Source organism: Saccharospirillum sp. ABV4_185, assembly GCF_056159245.1.
The window spans coordinates 1,996,911-2,021,572 of sequence record NZ_JBSWUW010000001.1 but is presented as its reverse complement, the minus strand read 5'-3'; the positions used below and the strand labels follow the sequence as shown (position 1 = coordinate 2,021,572).

Here is a 24,662-nt window from a genome sequence, read left to right as displayed (position 1 = left end):
GTTTATGGAGCCGCTGTGATCGCGTTATTTCGACTCTAAGGGAGAGCGGTAAGAGAAGCTTGCCCGAGGCTCAGGCAGTTTTGCCCGAAACTCAGGTACGCAGCGAAGAAGGCGCGCAGCCGAAGCGGCGTCGACAGGCGCGGCTGAAACTGCCCTGATCGCGAAAACCCACTTCGGCGGCGATGGTGCCGATCGGCCAATCGGTTTCACTGAGCAACCAGCGCGCCCGTTGCAGGCGACGTTGCTGCACAAACGCCATGGGCGTCTGGCCGGTCTGGGCGCGAAACGCCTGATGAAAATAGCCCGGGCTGAGACAGCACAGCGCCGCCAGATCTTCGACTTTAATATCGCTGGCCAGATGCGCCTCAACATAGGCCACCAACTGATTCATGCTGGCCGACGACAACCGGCTGTGCACCGACGGCGCCGCTACCGCAGGACGTCGCTCGGCCGGCAGAGCCCGATCGTACAATCCCAAATAGAGCGTGCGCAGAATCAGCGCCGAGATTTCATCGTGCAGCCCGGGTGTCACCCTCGCCTGCTGCGCCAGGGTAGCGCCCATCTGTTTGAGTGCGCCGGGCACACTATAAAAGGTGGGTCGCTCGAACAGACGCTGGGCATCGTCGCTGCGCGTGAGTTTGCCCAGGGCCGCGACCGGCAGATCCATCACCAGGGTGGTGTTACGGCCATCGCCCAGGTAATCGTGATGATAGCCGGACGGAATCAGACAGCCGGTATCGCCGGTAATGCGGTTACCCCGACCTTCAATGCTCAGTTCGGTGTTGCCAGAGGTTGCCAGAATCAACTGATGATGGTCGTGCGAGTGCGACACCCATTGCTGCGTCAATGTACAGGTTTGTAATTGTACGATGGCCATGGTGTACACCTGCGGAATTAGGTTTCAGTAAACGACATCTTGGGGTTGACGAAAGGCATGCGTTTGAACCTATCCCAACGCGTTCGCGCACAAAAATCAACCAGTCAGATTCAGCCCCCCTATATGCGGTCAATAGCGGGCAAGCGAACACTCACCTGAAAACTATATATTGACAGCATCTTCGTTAGCGACCACCATATCTAGGCATTTTGGCACTTAAGCCCAGCAGCGCCCTGAACATCAGCAGTGGCCTGAAAAGCGCCATAACAGCCCGCTCCGCACGTTTGAAAAACGTTGTCCCGGGTGGTGCACAACGCAGGATCCGCCGTCGTAATCCTGCCGGTCGAGGCAACCAAATGCACAGCGAAACGCCCTGCTTTCAGTAGCCCTCAGGGCGTTCCTTTTTGACACCCAGCAGGCGGAGGTGAACTGCGGCACAACGGCAACAAGCCAGGAGGGTTTGCACCGTTCGACGCGTCACCACCAGAAGACCAAACAGGAGACGCAGGTGAACACTTCTCAAATCACAGTGGCCAAGCGCGACGGGCATTCAGAACCACTGGACCTCGACAAAATTCATAAAGTACTGAACTGGGCGGCTGAAGGCCTCGACGATGTATCGGTTTCCCAGGTGGAACTGAAAGCCCAGCTGCAGTTTCACGATGGCATCACCACCAGTGATATTCACGAAACCCTGATCAAGGCCGCGGCCGATCTGATCAGTGCAGAAAACCCCGATTACCAATACCTGGCCGCGCGCCTGGCGATCTTCCATCTGCGCAAACGCGCCTATGGTCAGTTCCAGCCGCCGAAACTGCGCGACCACGTTGAAGCCATGGTCGAAGCCGGCCGCTACGATTCACACCTGTTCACCGATTACTCCGAAGCCGACTACGAAGCAATGGAAAGCTTCCTGCGTCACGAGCGCGACCTGAATTTCTCCTACGCCGCCGTCAAGCAGCTCGAAGGCAAATACCTGGTGCAGAACCGGGTGACTGGCGATGTTTATGAATCGCCACAGTTTTTGTACGTACTGATCGCCGCCAGCCTGTTTTCGTCCTACCCGAAAGACCAGCGTCTGGACATTATCCAGCGTTTCTACGAAGCGGCTTCCACCTTCAAATTGTCACTGCCGACACCACTGATGTCGGGTGTGCGTACGCCAACACGTCAGTTCAGTTCCTGCGTACTGATCGAGTCTGACGACAGCCTGGATTCCATCAACGCGACTTCAGCGGCCATCGTACGTTACGTCAGCCAGCGCGCCGGCATCGGCATCAACGCCGGTCGTATTCGCGCCATCGGCTCACCGATTCGCGGCGGCGCGGCTTTCCACACCGGCTGCATCCCGTTCTACAAACATTTCCAGACCGCCGTTAAATGCTGCTCGCAAGGCGGCGTTCGCGGTGGTGCGGCCACGCTGTTCTACCCGCTGTGGCACCTGGAAGTGGAAAGCCTGCTGGTGCTGAAAAACAACCGTGGTGTTGAAGAAAACCGCGTGCGTCAGCTCGACTACGGCGTGCAGATCAACCGTCTGCTGTACACCCGTCTGATCAAAAACCAACAGATCACCCTGTTCAGCCCAGGCGATGTGCCGGGTCTGTACGACGCCTTCTTTGAAGACCAGGAAGAGTTCGAACGGCTCTACGCTGAGTACGAACAGCGCACCGACATTCGCAAGAAATCCATTCCGGCCGTGGAACTGTTTTCCACCCTGCTGCAGGAACGCGCGTCCACCGGTCGTATCTACATTCAGAACGTCGACCACTGCAACACCCACGGTGCTTTCGATCCGAAACAGGCGCCGGTGCGTCAAAGCAACCTGTGCATGGAAATCACCCTGCCGACCAAACCGCTCAACGACATCAACGATGAGAACGGTGAAATCGCTCTGTGTACTCTGGCTGCTTTCAACCTGGGCGCGCTGGAATCACTGGATGAGTTGGAAGAGTTGTCCGAACTGATCGTGCGCGCACTCGACAGCCTGCTCGACTACCAGGACTACCCGGTCAAGGCCGCCGAAATTGGTTCCATGAAACGTCGTACGCTGGGCATCGGTGTAATCAACTACGCCTACTACCTGGCCAAGAACGGCAAGAAATATTCCGACGGTTCGGCGCTGGAATTGACGCACGATACCTTCGAAGCCATTCAGTATTATCTGCTCAAGGCGTCCAACAAACTGGCCGGTGAATTCGGTGCCTGTTCTGGTTTCAGCGAAACCCAGTACGCCGCTGGCAAACTGCCGATCGACACCTACAAAAAAGATCTCGACAAGGTGTGCAACACCGAGTTGAAACTGGACTGGGAAGGCCTGCGTGCCGACATCAAACGCGACGGTCTGCGTAACTCTACGCTGACTGCGCTGATGCCGTCGGAAACCTCATCGCAGATCGCCAACGCCACCAACGGCATCGAACCGCCGCGTGGTCTGGTCTCGGTCAAAACCTCTAAAGACGGGGTCATGAAGCAGGTGGTACCGGACATCGCCAACCTCAAAGACCAGTACGAACTGCTGTGGCAACAAGGCAGCAACGAAGGTTATTTGAACCTGGTCGGTGTCATGCAGAAATTCGTCGACCAGTCGATTTCCGCCAACACCAACTACGACCCGGCCCGCTTCGAAGGCGGCAAGGTACCGATGCAGAAACTGATCGGCGACCTGCTCACTGCCTACAAACTGGGTGTGAAAACGCTCTACTATCACAACACCCGAGACGGCGCCGGCGCCGAACTCGAGGACGACGATTGCGCATCCGGAGCGTGCAAAATCTAAATCCTAAACGGCCTCACCTTCGGGTGGGGCCGAATTCATTGACCCATCCGATTTGTTAGATTTTCAGCTGCGGCTGACAAGGACACATCATGAGTTACAAAACATTCAACCAGGCTGATTTTGATCCGTTCAGCCAACCGATGTTTTTTGGCGAAACCGTTAACGTCGCGCGTTATGACCAGCAAAAATACAGCATCTTCGAACGACTGATCGAAAAGCAGTTGTCGTTTTTCTGGCGCCCGGAAGAAGTCGATCTCAGTGGCGACCGCAAAGACTTTATCGCCCTGCCCGATCACGAACAGCACATCTTCTTGAGCAACCTTAAATACCAGACACTGCTCGACAGCGTTCAGGGGCGTTCACCCAATGTCGCCCTGCTGCCGATCGTCTCGTTGCCGGAACTGGAAACCTGGATCGAAACCTGGGCGTTCAGCGAAACCATTCACTCGCGCTCCTATACGCACATCATGCGCAATGTGTTAACCGAGCCGGGCAAGGTATTCGACGACATCGTTGCCAACCCGGCCATCGTTGCGCGCGCCACTTCGGTAACGCGTTACTACGACGAACTGATCGCCCAGACGCAACGTTTCCAGACGGCGTCCGATGAATGGCGCGCCGGCGCCGACGGCAAAAAAGCGCTGCGTGAATTAAAGCGCGCTCTGTACCTCACCATGGTTTCGGTCAACGTGCTTGAAGCCATTCGTTTTTACGTCAGCTTCGCCTGCAGTTTTGCTTTTGCTGAACGCTCCAAGATGGAAGGCAACGCCAAAATCATTCGCTTTATTGCCCGCGACGAAGCGCTGCATTTAACCGGTACTCAGCACATGCTGAACCTGATGGCCAAAGGTCAGGACGATCCGGAAATGGGTGAAATTGCCGCTGAAGAGCAGGAAAATCTGGTGAAGATTTTCAAAGAAGCCGCCGAGCAGGAACGCGAATGGGCCAAGTATCTGTTTAAAGACGGTTCGATGATTGGCCTCAACGCCGACATCCTCGGTCAGTACGTTGAACACATCACCGACCAACGCCTGGCGGCACTCGGTCAGCAGCCGTTGTTCGGCGCGCCGAAAAATCCGCTGCCGTGGATGGACGCCTGGCTGCAAAGCGACTCGGTCCAGGTTGCGCCCCAGGAAACCGAAATCACCACTTACCTGGTCGGTGCCATTCATTCGGATGTCGACGCCGATGCGCTGGGTGACTTCGAGTTGTGAGCCAGCAACGCTCGGACAACCGCAACACCCGCAAGGTCACGCTGTTCCCGCAGCGTGACAAGACGGTGCTGCAACAACTGGAAGATCAGGGTTTTCAAATTCCCTATCAGTGCCGCGAAGGTTATTGCGGCGCCTGCCGCATGACACTGATTCGTGGTCGGGTGGAAGAAGTCGGCGAGCCGCTCGCCTTCTGCGGCGCCAACGATATTCTGGCGTGCAGTTGTAAGGTGGTGGTCGATGCCACTGTGGAGTTTTGGGATTGACCAGAAAGGCGGGCTGACACTGCGAGTATCAGCCCGCCATGACGACTTACATATCGTCGTCTTTCATCATATCGTCGTCTTTCATCATTTCGCTGTCTTTCATATCGTCGTCCATCATGTGATCGTCCGATCCCATGCTGGAACAACCGGCGACGCCCAATAAAACGATAAAAGCAGCAGCAGGCAGGCTCAGCAGTTTGAGTTGACTCATGATCGTTATTCTCCGTTTGCAGTGAGTTGACCCAGCCGCCATCGGCGCCCGGGTCAGACTTCGACTCAGCCTTTGGAGAAAGGTTCCGTGCCGGTATCGCGAAAATCTTCCAGCGCTCTAAAAGGTTCATTTAACCGCTCGAAATCCGGCTCTAAATCGCTATCGAAACCATCATCCTCCAGGCGCGTCTGCGCCAACGGCAAGGCCACTTCAAACGCCACACCGCGCACATCCAGCGGTGTGAACAGCAATTGCGACTCACGGCGGCGGTTTTGCAGCTGAATCACCCAGGCGGGTCGGCCGGGGTTATCCGGGTCCAGCCAGAGCGTTTTGCCGCTGCTGTCATCGAGCGTTAAGCGTTGCGGTTCACGGCGTCCCTGTATGGCAATTTCAATTTCCGCAGCGCGATGATCAAACTGCCAGCTGCGTTCTTTGTCAGCCGTGCCGTCGGCCAGTTTTACCAGTGGCAGTTCGTTGTCCAGCAGGGTTTCAATGATATCGGTAACCACCCGACCGTCTTTTAAAGTCACCCGCAGCGATAACCGACTGGCTTCGTTCTCAATATTGCGAATCCGTACCTGGCCTTCGTAGCCTTTGACGATTTCACCGACAAAAAACAGCCCCAAACCTTTGCCGTGATTTTCCTGAACGCGGCGGGTCGAATATCCCAACTGAAAAACTCGCTGCTGATCTTCTTCGCTGATCGGCGGCCCGCCATTGAAGACGCTCAGATGGGCGCGCCCTTGTTGTTCACTGAGCTTGACGGCGATGCGCCGGTACTTGTGTCGATAGGGTCGTTTGCCACTGAAGAACTGCGCATTTTTCAGCAGGTTTTCCAGCATCAGCACCCAGTGGTTTTCATTACCGAGCAAGCTGCCGCAGGGTTCTATTTCAATATGGAACTGGCTGTCATCGCTCCAGCGCAGCGGTAAATCCTGTTGCAGTTGCTGCACAAAATCGTCGGGGTTTTCGAGCATCGGGATCAGCGCTCTTTCCAGCGCCCGCTGTGGCGAGAAGTCCGGTTGCAGTGCCCAGGTCGAGGTCGCTTCGGGGTTCAGTTCGCGCTGATAATATTGCTCTTCCAGTTCGCCCATCTGGTTGGCGATGTGCAGCGCAATATTATCCGCTGTTGCCAGATCCAACAGATCCCACAAATAGCGCAATTGCTCTAACGCATCGCCGGTCATACGGCGGGCGAAATCGCCTTCGGGCAAGCCGGCATAGGCCGCTTCCAGTGCACCCTGAACCTTGTCGAAACTGATCACGCCGTTGTGACGCACTTCGGCGGCGATGCTTTTAAAGTGCAGAAATTTTTCGTCGTATTCGATGTATTCGAGCAGCTTATCGCTGATAAACAATTTCAGTTTGTCCGCCTGGCCGGCGTGGGTGTGGGCCTTGCGCTGCAATTGCTTGCGGCTGTCCCAGAGCTGATTGATTTCATCGCGCAGCCGTTCGCGCTCGCGCCGATGTTTTATTTGATCGCGGCCATAACGATGCGCATCCCACCACAGTAAGAGCGCAAAAACCGCCATAGCGCCGACTTTATAAGGCCAGTCGAAAACGGCATCGGTCAGGCCGTAATACTCAGCAATCTGAGGCTCGGTGGCGATAAACAAATAGGTCACCAGCGCCAGGGCCGCAAAGCTACTGGGCCAACTGAAATGGATCTTTAATTTGGCCTGGTAAGGCTGGTCATGATTGGCGGTTTGTTTAGACATCCGGCCTCCAGCAATAAGATTCTTCGTCGCCAAAGGTGACGATGCCCTGCCCCTGTCGGCAGCGTTCGCTGAAGGCATTGGGTTGGGCTTCAGCCTGGTCGAAAGCGCGCCTCAGGGTGCGAATGTGCTGACGATAATTCGCGTAGGAGAACCGTTCCGGGTCGGCATCGAGTTTATCGGCAATCTGCAGGGTCGACAGCGGGCTGGGTGCGGCTTCCACCAGATAACGCAGAATTTTGCGCGGCGTCGGTGCCAGTGGTCGCCGCGCATTGGTCGGGTTCATCAGGCGGGTGCCATGCCAGAACACCTCCCAGGTGCGGGTGTCGATACTCAGCGAGCCACTGCGAATGGTGTCGTCAGTCTGCGGCTGAGCGGTGCTGTTCTGGTGGTGTCGTTGGCGCAATGCCGCGCGGATGCGCCAGCACAATACGGCTTCCACATTGCGCTGATGTTTGGCGATAAAATCCATGGTGCCGCTTTGCTCGAAGGCTTCCTGCTCAATGTCGGTCCCTGAATGTTCCGACAAATACAGCACCGGCAACCCCGGCCAGCGCTTGTGCAGCGCACGCGACACCTGCAAACCGGCCATGCTGTTGCCGCCCATATGGGCATCGAGCAAGGCCACATCGGGCGCTGCTTTGGCGGCGCGGATGTGCTGGCAGGCGGCTTCGGCAAACTTAAAGGTGGTCACCTCGGTCGGCTGGCCACCAAAGTCTGTGGCCTCAAGCACAGGCTTGAAGCGCTCTATCCAATGACTTTGGTCTTCTACCCACAAAATACTGGTCATGATCGGGCTACTGCGATGACTGTTAGGAGCAGTCTAACATTGTAAAGACGGCTCTAGCGTGAAGGAGTTAACGGTGACGGGAGACGCTTAACGGGAGATGCTTGACGCTAGGTAGCTCTCAACCAGCTTCGCTGGTTGCGTTGCAAGCGTCTTCCGTCCAGCGTCTCCCGTCTTCCTCTCATTTCTCCTCACAAATTTTTCACCAGCACCCTCCACACTCCGCCTCATCACCGAACCTAACAAGAGGCACTCATCATGTTCGAACAACTACTAACCGTCTGGTCCGATTCAGTCGCTATCTCGGCGGCGATCTGGCTGGTGTTGCTGGTTACCGTTTTGTACCTGGGCCGCCAGCAGGCTCATCAGCTCTTTATCACTCTAGGCCGCGCCATCCATAACGCCATGCGTCTGGCGGCGTTTTCGGTGCGTGGGCTGGAGAACCGTCTGATCGTCCGCAACCGCGATGTGCTGATCGCTCAGGGCCGGGCCCAGGCGGAAAAAACCATTGAGCGCGAATTCAATCGCGTCAGCACCCTGGTCGAACGCGATCTGGGCGCTTACCCCAAGCTGCACCGCAAAATAGCCGACGCCATCGAGAAAATCGAAGCTGACTATCAGGCCTCGACCCAAGCCGCGCCATTGCCACCGGCCTGGTCCGAAGTGGTGGAAACCATAGCGGCCTTGCCGACCAACGGCGATCCGGCGATGAACAAGGTGCTCAACAACATCAAGGACGCCATCGAAGAGTCGCACCAGCAAACGCTGAAGGCGTACCAGAAGGCGACGCTCGACCGTCATCGCCATCTGAGCACCATGCAACCTCAGTGGCGCACGCTGCAAAGCTCGATGGATAACGTTAAGAAAACCCTCGATGGTCTGGAAGAACGCACCCGCACCATCGACGGCCAGATGCAGCGCTACGAATCCATTCGCAAAGGCGAAGACGCCTCGGTGAATGCGCTGACCTCCTCGTCCATCACCCAGTTTCTGATTGCCGGCCTGGTATTGGTGATCGCCACCCTGGGCGGCCTGATCAACTTCCAGCTGATCGCCCTGCCGATGTCGGAAATGGTTGGCGCCACCTCCACCATCGGTTCGATGCGCACCTCAGACATTGCTGCCCTGGTCATCATTCTGGTGGAAATTGCCATGGGCTTGTTCCTGCTCGAATCGCTGCGCATCACCCATCTGTTCCCGGTGATTCACTCCATGGACGACCGACTGCGCCGGCGCATGATCATTATTACGCTGACCATTCTGACCATCCTCGCCACCATCGAAGCATCACTGGCTTATATGCGTGATCTGCTGGCGCTGGACCGTTCTGCGCTGCAGCAATCGCTGTCTGGCGTGGCCGTGGTTGAAGCCCAGTTCCGCTGGATTCCGTCCATCGGCCAGATGGTCATGGGCTTTATTCTGCCGTTCGCCCTGGCGTTCGTGGCCATCCCGCTGGAGTCCTTTATCCATTCACTGCGCACCGTGATGGGCATGCTCATGGTTGGCCTGCTGCGCACCCTGCGAGTGGCTTTGCGTCTGGTCGGCAGCCTGGGCCGCTATGCCTGCCAAATCGTCATCAGCCTTTATGACCTCTTCATCATGGTGCCGCTGGGCGTGGAACGACTGGTCAAGTCACGTCGCGAACAGCATCGTCCGGAAGACGACTGGGACGACGAACCCGCGCTGCTGGAAAGCAAGCGCATCCGCAACCAATCCACCGCAGACGTTTGAGGAGAATCACCATGCGACTGCTGAACTCACTGCAACACCTGACCCGCCGCGGCCGTCTGACCGCCAGCACCCTAGCGGTCACCGTACTGCTGGCCGGCTGTGGCGAACCGCCGGTACAAAGCCGCGCTGTTTATATGCTGATGGATATTTCCGGCACCTACACCCAGCAACTGGATAAGGCCGAGAAGATCATGAACTACCTGCTGGGCACGCTGAACACCGGCGATTCACTGGCACTGGCGCGCATCGACAGCGCCAGCTTTAACGAAGAAGACATCATCGTTCAGGCCACCTTCGATCCGCGTCCCAGCGCCGCCAACGATCAAAAGCGCGCCTTCCAGAAACAGATGCACGACTTTATCGCCAGCGTGAACGGCGGCAGCGCCTATACCGATGTCACTGGCGGTGTGATTCAGGCGGTCGATTATCTGAATGAAACCGAAGCCGGTGAAAAATACCTGCTGGTGTTTTCCGACCTGGCTGAAGAACTGCCCGAAGGCCATATCCGCGACTTCCCGATCGACGTCGCCGGCATTCAGGTGGTGGCGCTGAACGTTACCAAACTGAATCAGGACAACATCGATCCGCGCGACTACCAGAACCGTCTCGACGCCTGGCAGGCCCGGGTGCTTGATGGCGGCGGCGAATGGCAGGTGTTGAATGATCTGGAACGGATGGATCGTGTGATTGCCATGAACTGATTCTTAGGCGTCCTGCTCTGCTTGTTTTACCGGCCTCTGTGGCCGGTTTTTTTTTGTTCCTCACACTCACACCAAACCCTGGCTTTTGCCTTGACAGTCTCGCATCCGCCACTTAACTTAATGATAATAGTTATCATTACAAGGAAGGTGTTATGACCCAGGCTGCCATCGCTCCCACTGCGCTATTGGCGCGCAAAATTCGCTTTGCTTCCGAGCCGGACAACCCCGAGCTGCTGCGGCACTGGCTGGATGCGCCAGTGCCGCAGCGCCTGCAAAGCCAGGCCTCGCAACGCCACTATTACCGGCTACAATATCAGCTATTGCGCGAAACCATCAGCGATGAATTCGTGCCCGAAGACTGGCGCTGCCGCTGTCTGGAAAGCATTTATCAGCCATTGCAACGACTGGAACAGCTGGCGCAAAGCAGCGCGGAAAAACGTGAGGTGAGGGATCTGTATTTCGAAGTGGCGATGATGAGCCGCTGCTGCCGGCCGCCGCAAACCCTGCACTAAAACGGCTGAACGGAACCGGCACGGCAGCCTGTGCCGGTTTCGTCTGAGGCCCTACTTTTCGCCTGAGGTTCTACTTAAAGAAAGACTCGAAATAATCGCGCCGGTCCTGAACCGCAGCCGCGTCGGTATCGACGACGGCACCGATATACTGACCACTCAGACCGGCCTCTTCCAACTCATCGTAATACTCATAAAACGGCAGATCGTATTTCTCGAAGCCTTGACGATAGGTTTCATCGATAAAGTCAGGCTGATAACCGTCAGCGTAGTAATACTCCATATCTTTCTCGAACGCCTGATGCTGAATCGTGCCGTCGTCCTGCGCGGTAAAGTTGATGCGACGATAGGATTCACGAGGGCCATCATCGCTAAACGACAATGTGGCCCCTAGCGAAACCACAGCGTCGTTCTGCTCCGCCACGGTTGCACTGAAGGCATTGATGTCAGCGACGGCAACCGACTTATCGTGGTTAAAGCGGTCAAGGAGATTATCCAGGCTCGACATCAGGCTGCTGACGGCTTCGGCATCGTCTTCCGACAGCGCCTGATCAGCGGAGAAGTTAATACCTAGGGTGCGGCTGACGCCTTTGTAGGCTTCGGTATTGGTGGTGTCACTGACGCTGACCGCTAAGGACACCCGGTTGCCCGATGCCAACGCCACCTGAAAACTCATCTCTACCTTGTCTTGCTGGCGTCGTTCGGGGCGCTCATAAAGATTGCCACCACCGAGTTCAATGGCCAGGCTGGCGCGGGAACCATAGTGGCCGACATCGACCCGGGTGGTCATCTGCACGCTTTCGGTACCCGCCGTTAATGCACCGGCGGCGGTTAACAAGACCGAGGGTTTAACACCCGGCTGGGTGGCGGCTTCAACCACGGCATTGAGCGCGTCAGACTCGACTGCGGCGCCGTTCTTGGTCGCCTCAACCTGGGTAATGCGTCGATCCACATCCGGCTGGCCAGCCAGTTGCGGTTTATCGGTATGAACGATGACACCGGGCTCCGGTTCATAGGTCTTGTCGTCATACATATCCGGCGGCGGTGGCGATAAATCCCCCGATAGCGGCTGCTCGCTAATGCTCAAGGAGACATCGCCGTTATCGTAGACGCCGCCCTGTTCTGCCGCCTGTCGAATCTTGTCTACTAAAGCACTGTACCCGGACTCAGAAAGCGAACGGCTTTCCGGAATGCTTTTGCTGTTCAGTGCCTGGCCCAGTTGCTCCTGATAACGCTGAGCATCGGGGTGTTGCGTGAAAAAACCGTAGTAGTTACTCATCATGATCTATTACTCCCTAATAGAAACACTCAGCACTTTCCTTAACCGGTTATATCGACCGCTGCCGCATCAACTTAAGTCGAGCGTTGCTGGCAGCAGGGCGGCTTTGCGCTTAGTATGCCGGCTCTTTTCCGCTCAGAGTTCCCAGCGCCATGCTCAGTTATCGCCACGCCTTTCACGCCGGCAACCACGCCGACATGCTCAAACATCTGGTGCTGAGCCTGTGCGCCGATTATTTAACGCGCAAAGACAAACCGCTGGTTTATGTCGATACTCATGCCGGTGCCGGCGCCTATCGACTCAGTGCCGCTCAGGCGCAAAAAACCAAAGAATTCGAGACCGGCATCAGCCGCTTATTGGCCGCAGACAAACCACCGGCTGAGGTGCAGTTTTTTCTCGAAGCGCTGAGCCGCACCGGTCTGGATCTGAACGAGCTCTACCCTGGCTCGCCTGCCATCGCCGCCAGCCTGCTTAAGGCCGATCACCGTTTGCAGTTGTTTGAATTGCACCCCAACGACTTCCCGGCACTGGAGCGCCATTTCCACGGTGATCGCCGGGTACGCTGTTATCAACGCGATGGCTATGAGGGTTTGCTGTCGGCGATGCCACCAAAGGAAAGACGCGCCCTGGCGCTGATCGATCCGCCCTACGAACAGAAATCCGATTACGACCAGGTGGCCGCCACGCTGGCGACCGTCACCCGTAAATTCCAGCCGCTGTGCGCGCTGGTCTGGTATCCGATCGTGCAGCGCGAACGCAGCGATGCGCTGGTGCGCAAGCTGAAGAAGCTGAGCAAAGACTGGTGTGTGGCGGAGCTGAATATCGCGCAAGACAGCGACGGCTATGGCATGACCGGCTCGGGCCTGTTCGTGCTGAATCCGCCTTATTTATTGGCCGAGCAACTGCGCAATTGTTTGCCGTGGCTCAGTCGGCAGTTATCGGATGAGGGGTTCTTCGCGCTCGACCATCAATCTGGCTGAGCCATCAGTTGGTGCAATTTGACGTCGGTGGCATCATCCTGCGGCATGTACACCATCATGCGGTCGCCATTGCGCGGCGCCGTCCACCAGTTCAACACCTGAAAGCGTAAAACGCCAACCTCAGGGTGATGTGCTTCTTTGAGCATGTTTTCCACGCCATTGATTTCATAACGCTGCCAATAGCGGCGAAATTCCTCGGAGACCATCAGGCTGTCTAATCGTAGCTGCCATGCCGGATCGCCTTCGTGCGCGGTCATCTGGCTGCGAAACCGGCCGACCATGCGTGGCAGCGTTTGCTCTAATGCGCGAAAGCGGCTGCGCAGCGTTTCGTTATTGAACGCCAGATACATCACATTGCGGTCAAATTCGTCGAGCTCGCTCAATTTAAAACCGTAGAAATGATCCAGTGCCCGATTCCAAGCCAGATAATCCGAGCGCGCATTCAGCATATAGGCCGGGTACGGCAGCAGTTTATCGAGCATCTTCTGACACGCTTCCAGCATCGGGTCGACATCACCGGACTCGCGATTAAGCGGAGCCAGTTGCGCCAGACTGAACAGATGATCGGTCTCGGCCCGATTGCATTGCAGCGCTTCGGCAATGGCAAGCATGGTCGCCGCCGATGGCCGCACTTCCCGAGCTTGTTCCAGCCAGGTGTACCAGGTGGTGCTGACGTTCGCGAGTTGCGCCACCTCTTCACGCCGCAAACCCGGCGTGCGGCGACGGCCCTGGCGCGGCAAGCCAAGACGAATCGGGTCCAGGCTCTCGCGTCGACTGCGCAGAAAGTTGGCCAATGCCTGGCCTGGCGTGGATTGATCAGCCGTGGTCATCGCCTTTCCTGTTAGTTTTTATACCAGGATAACTACTTACTGGTACCTGTTTAATGCGGTGCTGATAATGCGCGTCCTTTCGGTATGAATCAAGGAACCTGAATGACCACAACCACCACTCAACACCTGGGTCGGCTTGGCCTGGTGTTACTGTTGTGCGGGCAGATGCTGCCCTTAATCGATGTTGCCATTATTAATGTGGCGCTCAACACCATCAGTGCCAGTCTCAATGCCAGCCAGATCGAACTGGAATTGCTGATGAGCGTTTATAGCCTGGCACTGGCGCTGACGTTGGCATTCGGTGGTCGCAGTGGCGACCGTTTTGGCCGCCGCCGAGTGCTCAACATCGGCGTCGCCCTGTTTGGCCTGGCGTCATTGTTCTGCGGTTTGGCGACCAATATTCCCATCTTGCTGGTCGGTCGTTTTCTGCAAGGTATCGCCGGTGGACTGATCATCCCGCAGGTGTTGGCGACCATTCATGTGTCACTCAGCGGTCGGGCGCATTCCAATGCCATTGGCATTTTTGGTGCGGTCATTGGCCTGTCGTTTTTGATCGGTCAGATTCTGGGTGGCTGGATCATCGCAGCGGACATCGCCGGTACTGGCTGGCGCGGAATTTTTCTGGTCAACGTACCTGTGTGCCTGCTGGTGTTGTTACTCGGCCCGCGCTTTATTCCGCAAACGCGATCCGGACAACCGGCGGGTTTTGATGTCAGCGGCACGCTGTTATTGGCGGCTGCCATCGCCGCCATCCTGTCGCCGTTGGCAATTGGCCCGTTGTTGGATTGGCCGCGCTGGTGCTTCGTGTTGATGTTGATGGGTGTGGCGCTGTTGCCGCTGTTTTTGCAACTGGAGCGCCGCAAAGAACACCAACACCGCTGGCCATTGATTCCGCCGTCGCTGATGCAAACCGGCTCGGTTCGTTTTGGTCTGGTGCTGGCGCTGTTCTTCTTCACCTACGTCAGCGGCATGATGTTTTGCCTGGCGCTGAGTTTTCAAATGGGGCTGGGGATGACGGCGCAGCAATCGGGTAATGCGTTTATCGCCTGCGGTGTGGCCTTCTTTGCCGCGTCCTACGTCAGCGCCCGCATCACCGCCCGTTTGGGGTTACTCAACACACTGCTGTTCGGCTGTGTGCTGACGTTGCTGGGATTGGTCTGGTTGCCGTTGACCCTGGCGTCCATCTGGTCGCAACCCGATGCGGTTCAGTTGATTGGCAGCACCGTCTTGCTGGGTTTTGGTCAGGCTTTGGTACTGGGCAGTTTCTTCCGCATTGGCTTGTCGCAGGTACCCGCCGAACAAGCTGGCAGCGCCTCAGCAGTGTTAAGCACCGCACAGCAGATTTGCCTGTGTTTTGGCCCGGCGTTTTATGGCCTGGTGGTGCATCAGATGGGTTTAACGGAAGGATTATTGGCAGGACTGACGGCGGCTTTCCATGTGCAGCTTATTGCCATTGCAGCGCTGGCATTTGCCACCTTGGTTTACATCCGGCTGCAACGACGCACGGCAACCGGCGCCGTGTAATAACGGCATCAGAACGCGCTGAAGCCCTGCTGCCAGAATTGCGCAATGGCAATAGCAGCAGCAAACAGCGCGCTCACGCACAGCAATGACAGCAGTTTGATTTTGATGTCCATAACGCAGTTCCTTGGCTTGGCAGCTAAAGGCGACCGGTAAAAAAAACACCGGCCGGGATGCATGTTCGCCCACCCATCCCGGCCGGCAACCATTCAGTACCCTTACGTCCTGTTCCGCTTCCAGCCAGACCCGATCACGACAGAGGGAGAGTAATCGGAAAACGGTGCGGAGGTCGTCCATGTTCGATGGCGTGCGGACCGTGCTCCAAACCATCGAGGCGGGTACTGAATCGACCTTCGAGAACAACATTAACGATAATTATTATCATTTGCAAATGATAAATGTGACTTTCGTCACAACTTGGCAGCTCGATCGTTTTTTCCAGCAACCTCAGTCGTGGTGGTGACGCAGCAAATGCTGGCGCAGCCGTTCATCGCGCTCAACCGGTTTGACCAGCACGCAGGTGCTGCACAGATGGCCGCTGTCGGCGGTGTAGTAACGGCAGCAACCGCCGCGAGCGCGAAACGTCTGGGAAATGGTTTCACCCGGTTTGCTGGGGTGATCGACCGCTATCTCGACAAAGCCGGTCTTGGAATTGTGCATTGCCGCCTGCGGATCGCCGATCAGCGCATCGGCAACGGCGCGCGCCTGGGCTTCCATCTGCAACACCTGACCGGTGGTGAGAAAAGCCCCGGCCAGAGAGTCGGCCGCCTGGCGCCATTGCGCGCCGCGGCTTAACCGGCTGATCGATTTAAAGCGCTCGATCAGCGGCGAGAGAATGCTTTCCAATTGTTCATTCAGATGGCGGTAAAGCGCTTCAGTAGAATCGACAGCGACGCCACCGGCGGGCAGTTCACCCTTTTGGTCGGTCCAGAACCGGTCATCGATAAAACGCCAGTCGATGGCCTGATAGGTGCCGGATTCTTTGCCGTGTTGCCAGGGTACTTGGCGAGTCCGGAACGCCAGGCGCTCAGCCTGCAACAGTGGCACCTGTCGACCGAGCAACAACAGCGGCGCCAGCACAATCACCAGATAGTGCACCACCCCGCCAAGCAGGAAGGCGACCTGACCTTTGTCATCCAGCCCCGGGCAGCGTTGCGCTTCCAGCGCCAGCAATTCATCGCGCAGCGGCGACTGTTGTTTCAGCAATTCACTGAAGGGCGTCCATTCACCTCCCAGCGGACCAACGTCCGAGCCCAAATGCTCCGACACCGCCGCCATTCGTGCCAGCGAATCAGCCAGAGTGGGAACTTTGTAGAGGCGCGCCGCTGAGCTCATGATCGTCTTACTCCACCGATGACGGAACGACGGTATTGGGATCACCATCGACCGCCAGTTCCAGTTCCGGCACCAACTCGTCGAGCAGATAATCCATGCTCAGCGGGCTCATAAAGGAAAAGGCACCACCGAGCAGTTCGCCGACAAAGACTTCCCGGCCTTCCCGATGGGCCGTCAACATCGGTCGTAACGACAAACCATCGACAGCTTCCAGCGCACTGCTGCCCGACAGCCAGACCAGCACATCCACATCGAGCAAGTCGAGGCGTTCTTCGCTGAACGACGCATAGAAAGAGCTACCGGCTATTTCGTCGTAGACCTCGGGAATATCAAACCCAAAGGATTGCATTAACTGACTGCGCAAATCGTTGGAGCTGTAGGCGCCGACATCGCCGTTGTAATAAAAAGCGATGGCCGCCTCTTTGCCCTGAAATTCCGGGTGGTTTTCTGCCACGGCGTCAATGCGCGCCTGCAAACGGCTGACCAGCGCCTCGGCCTGGTCGTCTTTACCCAGCGCCCGTCCAATGGTGCGCGCGCGAACATCCCAGGGCACACCGTAGTCGATGTAATCGCCCGATTGCGGCAAGGTCGGCGCAATACGGCTCAAGCGCTTATAGACGCGGTTACTCATGCCCGAGGAAATGCCGATGATCAGGTCCGGCTCCAGCTCGGCAATGGTTTCGTAATCGAGGTTGCCACGACCGAGCACCACCGGCTGGGCATCACCCAGTTCGTCCTGCGCCCAGGGCCAGGTGGCGTAGGGCATCTCGCCGTACCACTCACGAATGGCGACCGGCTTAACGCCCAGCGCCAGAATATCGTCCTGATCGCTGAAACCGACCGAAACCACCCGCAGAGGCTCCGCCTCAATGGTGGTGCTGCCGTACTTGTGTTCCAGCGTGACCGGAAAAGCCGATTCGGCCTGGGCGGCACCGGCCAGGGCTAACAAAAAGAACGCACCAATACGCATGAGTGACGACACAACAAGACTCCAAAATAAGGCAGCGGAGTGCGGTTAGAGGCCGCCTTCCGGTTGAAGGGAACTGGCCGGAATAGTATTGAAAATGAGAACTCCTATCAATAGTATGTCGGGTCTTTGCGCTGGCCTGACGGCCGCCACACGCGCCACCCAATCCCGCCGATACAAACCAGAGGACGCCATGTTCAAGCTCAGAATCGCCCTGCCGCTGCTTGCCATCTGGGGTTTTGCCCAGGCCGACACCCTCACCATCGATCACGCCATGGGCAGCACCGAACTGGACGCGCCGGCGGTGCGAGTCGTCACCCTCTATCAGGGCGCTACCGATGCGGCGGTCGCACTGGGCATTACTCCGGTCGGCGTCGTCGATTCCTGGGTGGAAAAGCCCATGTATCAGTATCTGCGCGATGAACTGGAAGGCGTGGCACACGTCGGCCTGGAAACCCAGCCCAACCTCGAAGAAATCGCCGCGCTGAACCCCGATGTGATCATCGCCGCCAAGATGCGTCACGAAGCGGTTTACGATCAACTGAACCAGATCGCCCCGACCATCGCTCACGAAACGGTGTTTCAGTTTAAGGAAACGCTCGATCTGGTCGCCGCCGCTACCGGTCGCACTGACGCCGCCGAGCAATGGCACCATAACTGGGACGCGCGCATCGCCGAGTTCCAGCAAAAAGTCGCCGAGCTGGACACCATCGATTGGCCACAGCAAGTAGCGCTGCTGAATTTCCGCAACGACCATGCGCGCATCTATTACTCCAGTTTTGCCGGCAATATTTTGAACGAACTGGGTTTTGAACGGCCGCCAGCGCATCAAGAAGATGTCTGGGGTGTGAAGCTGACGTCCAAAGAAAGCATTCCGGCAATGAACGCCGATGTATTCTTTATCTTTATGACCGAAACCGACGCCACCGTGATGGAAAACTACCAGGAATGGACCAGCCATCCGCTGTGGAACACCCTCGATGCGGTGCGTAATGAGCAGGTTTACCGCGTCAATGAAGTCGACTGGAATATGGGCGGCGGGCCGATTGCTGCCCAGCGCATGGTCGACAGCGTGTTCGAACATTACGGTCTGGACTGAACTCCGACCTTGCTAGCCAACACCTTCACCAAAAGCCTGGCGCTGTTTTTCTGCCTGCTGCTGACGCTAATCAGCGGCTTTGCCAGCATAGCGCTGGGCCAGACGGCGATGTCGCTCGACACCGTCTGGCAGGCGCTCTTTGCCTATGACGACAGCGTCGTCAACCACATCATCGTGCGCGCCAACCGACTGAACCGGGCCGTGCTGGCTTTATTAGTTGGCTCCAGCCTGGCGGTGTCCGGCGCGCTGATGCAGGCGTTAACCCGTAATGCACTGGCCTCGCCCAGCCTGTTCGGCATCAACGCCGGAGCGCTGTTTTTTGTCGCCCTGGCGTTCAGCTTTCTATCGCTGACCTCGGTCAGTCAGTTTATCTGGTTTGCCTATCTGGGCGCGGCGGTGGCGGGCGTGCTGGTGTATCTGCTCGGCATGAGCGGACCGGCCGGTCTGTCGCCGGTGCGTATCGTGCTCGCCGGAGCGGCCATGACGGCCTTGTTCGTTGCCTTCACTCAGGGCCTGCTGATCCTCAATCAGGAAAGCCTCGAAGGCATTCTCTATTGGCTCGGCGGTTCGGTGGCCGGTACCTCTTTTGCCACCATGAAACCCTTTGTGCCGATCTTTGTGATCGCGCTGATCGCCACGGCGCTGCTGGTCCGGCAGATCAACCTGATGATGCTCGACGAAGCCGTCGCCCGCAGCCTCGGCCAGAACGTGTTGGCAACGCGGCTGGCGTTGGGCGCTATCGTGGTGGTTCTCGCCGGCGGCTCGGTGGCTTTGGCCGGGATGATCGGTTTTATCGGTCTGATTATTCCGCATCTGGCGCGTGGACTTTTTGGTCGCGATCACCGCTGGGTGTTGCCGGCCTCTGCGTTATTGGGTGCCAGCCTGCTGCTCGGCGCCGATACGCTGTCGCGCTTTATCGTACCGCCGCAGGAAATTCCAGTCGGCGCGCTCACCGCTCTGGTCGGCACGCCCTTCTTTATCGCCGTCGCCCGCAAACGCAGCCCTGCCTTATGAGCCATTTTCTGTTGCGCAACCGTTCCGAAAGCCTGGCGCTGGCGTTACATCGGCGCACGCTAACCGGCTGTATACTGGCGTTGCTGGCACTCGGTGGCCTGCTGTTGCTGAGCCTTTGCCTGGGTTCGAGCGTGCTGACGCCGACCGATGTTTTCACCGCTGCGATCCAGCCGGACAGCGAGCACCGCTTTGTCGTCCATACGCTGCGTCTGCCCCGGGCTTTATTGGCGGTTCTGGTCGGTGCCGGTCTGGGCGTTTCTGGCGCGGTGTTACAGCAACTGGTGCGTAATCCGTTGGCCTCGCCCGATATCATCGGTGTCACCGATGGCGCCGCCGTTGCCGCCGTGCTGTTTCTGGCTTGGGGCAGCGCCTTGAGCCTGGACTGGCTGCCGCCGCTGGCGATTGCCGGGGCGTTAACCAGTTCGGTTTTAATCTACGGCCTGGCCTGGCGCGGTGGTGTGCTGCCGATCCGGCTGGTGTTGGTCGGTATCGCTCTGGCCGCAGCGCTTAAGGCCATTACCACCCTGGTGTTGGTGATGAGCCCACTGTCGACCACGGTGCGCGCCTATGTCTGGTTAACCGGCAGTCTGTACGGCGCTCAGTGGCAGGATGTCTGGGGTTTATTGCCCTGGACGCTGACACTGTTGCCGCTGACGCTGTTGTTCGCCCGCCAGCTCGGTTTGATGGGCATGACCGACAGCCAGGCGCTGGGTCTGGGTTTGGCCGTTGGCCGCTATCGTTTGCTGTTGTTGTTATCCAGCGTGGGGCTGGCCGGTTCTGCGGTCGCCTTTGCCGGCGGCATCGGTTTTGTCGGTTTGCTGGCGCCGCATCTGGCACGCGGTTTAACCGGCCAAACCATCGTCGGCCGACTGATCGGTTCGGCCTGCACCGGTGCCGCCCTGGTACTGATTGCCGACCTGATCGGCCGTACGCTTTTCCTGCCTCAGGATTTGCCCGCCGGTATTTTCGTCTCCGCCGTCGGCGCGCCCTTCTTTATTTATCTGCTGTACCGGCGTCGTCATTAATTCATCACCGACTGTCGATAAGCTGCTGCGCCAAACGATTAGACTCAAGATTGACCAAGGCCGCCAAGTGGCACACGGACGCGCCGCCGCCGGACTTGTCCGGGCGCGAGCCTTGGCAACTCAAGAAGATCCACGCATCTTCGCCAGAGTTGCCAAGGCGTGTCGTTCACTCAGCAGGGACGCTGAGGGAACGACATAGATAATTGTGAGTTCACCTCACAAGCGGCACATGGACGTGCCGTCCGCCGGACCTTGTCCGGGCGCGAGCCTTGGCAACTCAAGAAGACCACGCATCTTCGCCAGAGTTGCCAAGGCGTGTCGTTCACTCAGCAGGGACGCTGAGTGAATGACATAGATGATTGTGAGTTCACCTCACAAGCGGCACACGGACGTGCCGCCGCCGGACCCGTCCGGGCGCGAGCCTTGGCAACTCAAGAAGATCCACGCATCTTCGCCAGAGTTGCCAAGGCGTGTCGTTCACTCAGCAGGGAAGCTGAGTGAACGACATAGATAAAATGCCAGAAAAGCATGACCTTCGGGACATTCGCCACTCGCTGTAAACCGTTATTCTGTTGCAGTGTCCGCACCCGTCTCGGTTGCCTTGCCGGGACATCAAACCTCAAAGGAACCATCCGTGAATACCGACTTATTCAAAACAGCCCTGATCCTCGGGCTGATGGGCGCCCTTGGCCCCTTCGCCATCGATATGTATCTACCCGCCATGCCCACCATCACGGCGGACCTGGCCACCACCACCTCGGCCACTCAGGGCACCTTGATGTCCTTCTTTGTTGCCTTTGGCCTGTCGCAACTCTTCTATGGCCCGGCGTCTGATGTTTTGGGCCGCAAGCCGCCGCTGTATTTCGGTCTCGGTCTGTTCGCCGTCGCCTCCATTGGTTGCGCGCTGGCGCCGAGCATTGAATGGCTGATCGTACTGCGCTTCTTCCAGGGCGTGGGTGCGGCTGCCGTTATGTCGATTCCGCGCGCCGTTATTCGTGACCGCTACACCGGCGCAGCGGCGACTCGCTTAATGTCGACCGTGATGCTGGTGATTTCCGTTGCCCCCATGCTGGCGCCGATGATCGGCAGCGCCGTTATCATCCCGTTCGGCTGGCGCGCCGTCTTTATCGCTTGTGCACTGGTCACCATCGTCAGCGTCAGCGCCGCCAAATTCGGCCTGCCGGAAACCCTGGCCCCGGAAGATCGCGCACCGTTTAAATTCAGCAACATGATGCGCGCGTTCAAGACGCTCTTCGCTGACCCGGTGTTTATGGGCCTGACGTTAATCGGCGGCATGGGCATGGCCAGTTTCTTCTCGTTCCTGTCCATCGCCTCCTTCCTGTACACCGACTACTACGGCCTGAATCCATTCCAGTTCAGCCTGTTCTTTGCCGTCAATGCGCTGGGCTTTTTCAGCACCAGCCAGATTGCCGCCAACCTGGGCAACCGCTTTGGCTCCATCGCCGTCGTAAAATGGGCCGTCGCCGGCTACGGCACCTCAGCGCTGTTGTTGCTGACCTTTGTACTGCTCGGCTGGGACGCCTTCCCGCTTCTGGTCGCCATGCTCGCCCTCACCTTCGCCTTCCTCGGCCTGGTGATCCCAACCTCCATGGTGCTGGCCCTGGAAGAACACGGCCCGATCGCCGGAACCGCTGCTTCACTGGGTGGCACCTTGCAGATGGTTTTGGGTGCAGTCGCCATCGCCATTCTGAGTGCGCTCTTTAATGGCACACCGGTCGTACTGGTGGCGGGCATCGCAACCTGCGCGACCATTGCGGTGGTGTTGTCGGTGGTTACGCTGAAAACGGTTGAGCCTGCTACTGCCTAACCTCAGTACTGAACGCAAAAACGCCGGGCTTTTGCCCGGCGTTTTTTATGCCCGTTGAACCATCACCCCAATAACCGCGTCGTCCAGGCCTTGGGCCGGCACACCGGATTTAACCGATCAACCAACTGAATGCATAGGGGCGTTTGGTTAACCGGTCTTTAAAAGCAGACCTCAAAGCTTCAACCCCCAACCACCTTCGCTTTTGTGACTCATCGCTCAATTTTCCGCCAATAATTCCACTATTTTCCGTCGGTTTAATGTCAATATATTGGCGCTCGCTGAGCACGCTGATCTAAAAAACCAACTCAGCTCGGCTGGATCACGCTGTTAAGGAGAACGGTTATGGAAAGCATTTATAGAAAGCGGTTACGGAAAGCAGTTATGGAGAGAAGCGAAATGACTAACACCTTAGGCAAACCCTTTAAACACACTCATTGGTCGGCACCTAGCTTAGCCATGCTGCTAACCCTCAGCCTGGCCGCCTGTGATTCCGGCTCGTCCACGCCCGGTACACAATCACCCCCGCCCCCACTCGGACCAAACTCTAAGCTTGAACTTAGCGCCTGGGTGGGTGCTGACAACAGCCAACTGACCATCAGTGGCGACTACAATGGCTTGGAAGACCTGCACTTCTACCTCGGCCAAGACCCGGACTGCGATGTCATCGCCGATGGCGAAACCTGCGCCCAGGAACACGAACTGACCACACAGCCCTTTACCTTCAAAGACAATACCCACCTCAAACTCGGCCTCGAACACCCCCTCTACGCCCGCTTACGCCAGGGTGAACAGGAAGCCACTACCCCAGTGGAGCTGAACGAAAGCTTTTATGCCGAATTCAGCCCACGCTCCGATACCCAAGTCGTCCGCTTCGATGCCGGTGACGGCGAACGGCTCTGGCTGGTGGGTGGCAATGAGGGGGCGGCCAGTAGCGACATCTGGTCCTCCGCCGATGGCATCCATTGGGAGCAGGTAGAAACAGCCCCGGGCCAACCCTTGTTTGCACCACGCTTCGGCCACCAACTGGTGGTCTTCGAGGCCAACAGCGATGGGGAAGGCGTTCCGAAAGGCCCTCAGCTTTGGGTGATTGGTGGTGGTGCGAATGACGGAAACTATTTCAATGACATCTGGTCCTCCCCAGACGGCGTTCATTGGACCGAACACGAACCCATCTGCACCGGCGACTGCTTCAGTGCAAGGAGATACCATCAGGTGGTGGCGTTCGATGCCAACAACGAAGGTGAACGACTTTGGTTGATTGGTGGTGACACTGATAACACCAGTGTAGGCAACACCTACAAAAACGACGTCTGGTCGTCAGACGATGGCATTCATTGGCATCAAGTGATCGAAGCGGCCGACTTCCCAAAACGATCCGAGCATCGAGTGGTGGTGTTTGATACTCACGATGAGACAGGGACTGTTGAGCACCAACTGTGGCTGGTTGGAGGTACATCAGACGACGTTGATGGCGCTGGCATATTACCCTACTACGACGATGTCTGGTCATCGAAGGATGGCAAAACCTGGAACAAACAGAACCTCAATTGCACACCCGAGCCCGAACCATGCTTCGTTGGCCGCGCCAGACACGGGCTAGCGGCTTATGCCGCACCCGGTGAAACCGAGCAAAAACTGTGGTTGGTTGGAGGAAACCGTCACAGCAGGCCCCTGAAAGACATCTGGTCTTCCAGCGATGGCGTTACATGGAACCTGGAAACCGATGCTCCAGCCTTTTCACCACGCCAATATCACCAACTGGTTGTGTTCGGCGACACTCCGGATAAACCTGACGACAAAGCCTTGTGGATGATTGGCCCCAGTAAAGACGTTTGGCGCTCCACCGATGGCAAAGATTGGCGGTTGTCCATCAAAACACCCTTACAGATTCCGCTCTCAAACGAACAGTAACCACAAAACAAAAAGGCGCCTCGGCGCCTTTTTGGTGTTGGGTTTTTGGGTATTTAATCTTGGCGGGGTTGGTTATCGCGGAATTTTAT

At 57.3% G+C, this 24,662-nt stretch carries 21 protein-coding genes; 13 read left to right on the top strand and 8 right to left on the bottom strand.

Annotated elements, in window-relative coordinates:
- Positions 1 to 91 precede the first annotated feature (91 nt).
- Complete coding sequence (locus ACXAE6_RS09425) at positions 92 to 877, bottom strand: AraC family transcriptional regulator (protein ID WP_392801980.1); 786 nt, start codon at positions 875 to 877, stop codon at positions 92 to 94.
- A 508-nt stretch (positions 878 to 1,385) separates the two neighbouring features.
- Between ACXAE6_RS09425 and nrdA the strand changes: the two genes are divergently transcribed.
- The 3 genes from nrdA to yfaE all read left to right on the top strand — a co-directional run bounded on the left by nrdA (position 1,386) and on the right by yfaE (position 5,130).
- Positions 1,386 to 3,653 carry a class 1a ribonucleoside-diphosphate reductase subunit alpha gene (gene nrdA / locus ACXAE6_RS09420; RefSeq protein ID WP_392801978.1) on the top strand — a complete coding sequence of 756 codons (2,268 nt, stop codon included), beginning with the start codon at positions 1,386 to 1,388 and terminating at the stop codon, positions 3,651 to 3,653.
- An 89-nt stretch (positions 3,654 to 3,742) separates the two neighbouring features.
- Positions 3,743 to 4,867 carry a class Ia ribonucleoside-diphosphate reductase subunit beta gene (gene nrdB, locus ACXAE6_RS09415; RefSeq protein ID WP_392801975.1) on the top strand — a complete coding sequence of 375 codons (1,125 nt, stop codon included), beginning with the start codon at positions 3,743 to 3,745 and terminating at the stop codon, positions 4,865 to 4,867.
- Positions 4,864 to 5,130 (top strand): class I ribonucleotide reductase maintenance protein YfaE, encoded by a 267-nt coding sequence (gene yfaE, locus ACXAE6_RS09410; protein ID WP_392801973.1) that lies wholly within the window; start codon positions 4,864 to 4,866, stop codon positions 5,128 to 5,130. The genes nrdB and yfaE overlap by 4 nt, the downstream gene beginning before the upstream one ends.
- A gap of 46 nt (positions 5,131 to 5,176) precedes the next feature.
- On the opposite strand, the gene ACXAE6_RS09405 is transcribed toward yfaE, so the two are convergent.
- From ACXAE6_RS09405 to ACXAE6_RS09395, 3 genes are all read right to left on the bottom strand, one after another.
- Positions 5,177 to 5,341, bottom strand: a complete 165-nt coding sequence (locus ACXAE6_RS09405) for a hypothetical protein (protein ID WP_392801971.1) — start codon at positions 5,339 to 5,341, stop codon at positions 5,177 to 5,179.
- A gap of 65 nt (positions 5,342 to 5,406) precedes the next feature.
- Positions 5,407 to 7,059, bottom strand: coding sequence for a sensor histidine kinase (locus ACXAE6_RS09400; RefSeq protein ID WP_475146737.1), 1,653 nt, complete (start codon positions 7,057 to 7,059; stop codon positions 5,407 to 5,409).
- Positions 7,052 to 7,846: a response regulator transcription factor gene (locus tag ACXAE6_RS09395; RefSeq protein ID WP_475146735.1), complete on the bottom strand. Its 795-nt coding sequence runs from the start codon at positions 7,844 to 7,846 to the stop codon at positions 7,052 to 7,054. Before ACXAE6_RS09395 ends, ACXAE6_RS09400 begins: the two co-directional genes overlap by 8 nt.
- Positions 7,847 to 8,101: 255 nt before the next feature.
- On the opposite strand from ACXAE6_RS09395, the gene ACXAE6_RS09390 reads away from it, so the two are divergent.
- From ACXAE6_RS09390 to ACXAE6_RS09380, 3 genes are all read left to right on the top strand, one after another.
- Entirely contained in the window at positions 8,102 to 9,574 is a 1,473-nt protein-coding gene (locus tag ACXAE6_RS09390) for a hypothetical protein (RefSeq protein ID WP_475146733.1), read from the top strand.
- A gap of 11 nt (positions 9,575 to 9,585) precedes the next feature.
- Positions 9,586 to 10,275: a VWA domain-containing protein gene (locus tag ACXAE6_RS09385; protein ID WP_475146731.1), complete on the top strand. Its 690-nt coding sequence runs from the start codon at positions 9,586 to 9,588 to the stop codon at positions 10,273 to 10,275.
- Between the two features lie 152 nt (positions 10,276 to 10,427).
- Positions 10,428 to 10,787: a hypothetical protein gene (locus ACXAE6_RS09380; RefSeq protein WP_475146729.1), complete on the top strand. Its 360-nt coding sequence runs from the start codon at positions 10,428 to 10,430 to the stop codon at positions 10,785 to 10,787.
- Positions 10,788 to 10,857: 70 nt separating this feature from the next.
- Here the strand turns inward: ACXAE6_RS09380 and ACXAE6_RS09375 are convergent, their stop codons facing one another.
- Positions 10,858 to 12,066 (bottom strand): hypothetical protein, encoded by a 1,209-nt coding sequence (locus tag ACXAE6_RS09375; protein ID WP_475146727.1) that lies wholly within the window; start codon positions 12,064 to 12,066, stop codon positions 10,858 to 10,860.
- A gap of 149 nt (positions 12,067 to 12,215) precedes the next feature.
- Here ACXAE6_RS09375 and ACXAE6_RS09370 point away from each other — a divergent pair, with 149 nt between their 5' ends.
- Positions 12,216 to 13,043, top strand: coding sequence for a 23S rRNA (adenine(2030)-N(6))-methyltransferase RlmJ (locus ACXAE6_RS09370; RefSeq protein WP_475146725.1), 828 nt, complete (start codon positions 12,216 to 12,218; stop codon positions 13,041 to 13,043).
- Here the strand turns inward: ACXAE6_RS09370 and ACXAE6_RS09365 are convergent.
- Positions 13,031 to 13,873 carry a helix-turn-helix transcriptional regulator gene (locus ACXAE6_RS09365; protein WP_475146723.1) on the bottom strand — a complete coding sequence of 281 codons (843 nt, stop codon included), beginning with the start codon at positions 13,871 to 13,873 and terminating at the stop codon, positions 13,031 to 13,033. The two genes, ACXAE6_RS09370 and ACXAE6_RS09365, sit on opposite strands and share 13 nt — an antisense overlap.
- Before the next feature lie 102 nt (positions 13,874 to 13,975).
- Here ACXAE6_RS09365 and ACXAE6_RS09360 point away from each other — a divergent pair, with 102 nt between their 5' ends.
- Positions 13,976 to 15,397 (top strand): MFS transporter, encoded by a 1,422-nt coding sequence (locus tag ACXAE6_RS09360; protein WP_475146721.1) that lies wholly within the window; start codon positions 13,976 to 13,978, stop codon positions 15,395 to 15,397.
- Positions 15,398 to 15,841: 444 nt separating this feature from the next.
- Here ACXAE6_RS09360 and ACXAE6_RS09355 read toward each other — a convergent pair whose 3' ends face one another.
- Complete coding sequence (locus ACXAE6_RS09355; RefSeq protein WP_475146719.1) at positions 15,842 to 16,729, bottom strand: hypothetical protein; 888 nt, start codon at positions 16,727 to 16,729, stop codon at positions 15,842 to 15,844.
- Between the two features lie 7 nt (positions 16,730 to 16,736).
- Positions 16,737 to 17,711: an ABC transporter substrate-binding protein gene (locus ACXAE6_RS09350; protein WP_475146717.1), complete on the bottom strand. Its 975-nt coding sequence runs from the start codon at positions 17,709 to 17,711 to the stop codon at positions 16,737 to 16,739.
- 178 nt (positions 17,712 to 17,889) lie between these two features.
- Here ACXAE6_RS09350 and ACXAE6_RS09345 point away from each other — a divergent pair, with 178 nt between their 5' ends.
- From ACXAE6_RS09345 to ACXAE6_RS09325, 5 genes are all read left to right on the top strand, one after another.
- Complete coding sequence (locus ACXAE6_RS09345) at positions 17,890 to 18,795, top strand: ABC transporter substrate-binding protein (protein ID WP_475146715.1); 906 nt, start codon at positions 17,890 to 17,892, stop codon at positions 18,793 to 18,795.
- A 9-nt stretch (positions 18,796 to 18,804) separates the two neighbouring features.
- Positions 18,805 to 19,809 (top strand): FecCD family ABC transporter permease, encoded by a 1,005-nt coding sequence (locus ACXAE6_RS09340; protein ID WP_475146713.1) that lies wholly within the window; start codon positions 18,805 to 18,807, stop codon positions 19,807 to 19,809.
- Positions 19,806 to 20,834, top strand: a complete 1,029-nt coding sequence (locus ACXAE6_RS09335) for a FecCD family ABC transporter permease (protein WP_475146711.1) — start codon at positions 19,806 to 19,808, stop codon at positions 20,832 to 20,834. The genes ACXAE6_RS09340 and ACXAE6_RS09335 overlap by 4 nt, the downstream gene beginning before the upstream one ends.
- Positions 20,835 to 21,468: 634 nt before the next feature.
- Positions 21,469 to 22,662: a multidrug effflux MFS transporter gene (locus ACXAE6_RS09330; protein WP_475146709.1), complete on the top strand. Its 1,194-nt coding sequence runs from the start codon at positions 21,469 to 21,471 to the stop codon at positions 22,660 to 22,662.
- Between the two features lie 396 nt (positions 22,663 to 23,058).
- The gene (locus tag ACXAE6_RS09325) at positions 23,059 to 24,573 is read left to right on the top strand and encodes a DUF6242 domain-containing protein (protein WP_475146707.1); all 1,515 of its coding nucleotides are present in this window, start codon (positions 23,059 to 23,061) and stop codon (positions 24,571 to 24,573) included.
- Positions 24,574 to 24,662: the final 89 nt, after the last annotated feature.

Bases quoted from the DNA above. Each gene is read 5' to 3' on its own strand.
- ACXAE6_RS09425 (WP_392801980.1), bottom strand. From the start codon at position 877: ATGGCCATCGTACAATTACAAACCTGTACATTGACGCAGCAATGGGTG.
- nrdB (WP_392801975.1), top strand. From the start codon at position 3,743: ATGAGTTACAAAACATTCAACCAGGCTGATTTTGATCCGTTCAGCCAA.
- ACXAE6_RS09405 (WP_392801971.1), bottom strand. From the start codon at position 5,341: ATGAGTCAACTCAAACTGCTGAGCCTGCCTGCTGCTGCTTTTATCGTT.
- ACXAE6_RS09400 (WP_475146737.1), bottom strand. From the start codon at position 7,059: ATGTCTAAACAAACCGCCAATCATGACCAGCCTTACCAGGCCAAATTA.
- ACXAE6_RS09395 (WP_475146735.1), bottom strand. From the start codon at position 7,846: ATGACCAGTATTTTGTGGGTAGAAGACCAAAGTCATTGGATAGAGCGC.
- ACXAE6_RS09390 (WP_475146733.1), top strand. From the start codon at position 8,102: ATGTTCGAACAACTACTAACCGTCTGGTCCGATTCAGTCGCTATCTCG.
- ACXAE6_RS09385 (WP_475146731.1), top strand. From the start codon at position 9,586: ATGCGACTGCTGAACTCACTGCAACACCTGACCCGCCGCGGCCGTCTG.
- ACXAE6_RS09380 (WP_475146729.1), top strand. From the start codon at position 10,428: ATGACCCAGGCTGCCATCGCTCCCACTGCGCTATTGGCGCGCAAAATT.
- ACXAE6_RS09375 (WP_475146727.1), bottom strand. From the start codon at position 12,066: ATGATGAGTAACTACTACGGTTTTTTCACGCAACACCCCGATGCTCAG.
- ACXAE6_RS09370 (WP_475146725.1), top strand. From the start codon at position 12,216: ATGCTCAGTTATCGCCACGCCTTTCACGCCGGCAACCACGCCGACATG.
- ACXAE6_RS09365 (WP_475146723.1), bottom strand. From the start codon at position 13,873: ATGACCACGGCTGATCAATCCACGCCAGGCCAGGCATTGGCCAACTTT.
- ACXAE6_RS09360 (WP_475146721.1), top strand. From the start codon at position 13,976: ATGACCACAACCACCACTCAACACCTGGGTCGGCTTGGCCTGGTGTTA.
- ACXAE6_RS09355 (WP_475146719.1), bottom strand. From the start codon at position 16,729: ATGAGCTCAGCGGCGCGCCTCTACAAAGTTCCCACTCTGGCTGATTCG.
- ACXAE6_RS09345 (WP_475146715.1), top strand. From the start codon at position 17,890: ATGTTCAAGCTCAGAATCGCCCTGCCGCTGCTTGCCATCTGGGGTTTT.
- ACXAE6_RS09335 (WP_475146711.1), top strand. From the start codon at position 19,806: ATGAGCCATTTTCTGTTGCGCAACCGTTCCGAAAGCCTGGCGCTGGCG.
- ACXAE6_RS09325 (WP_475146707.1), top strand. From the start codon at position 23,059: ATGACTAACACCTTAGGCAAACCCTTTAAACACACTCATTGGTCGGCA.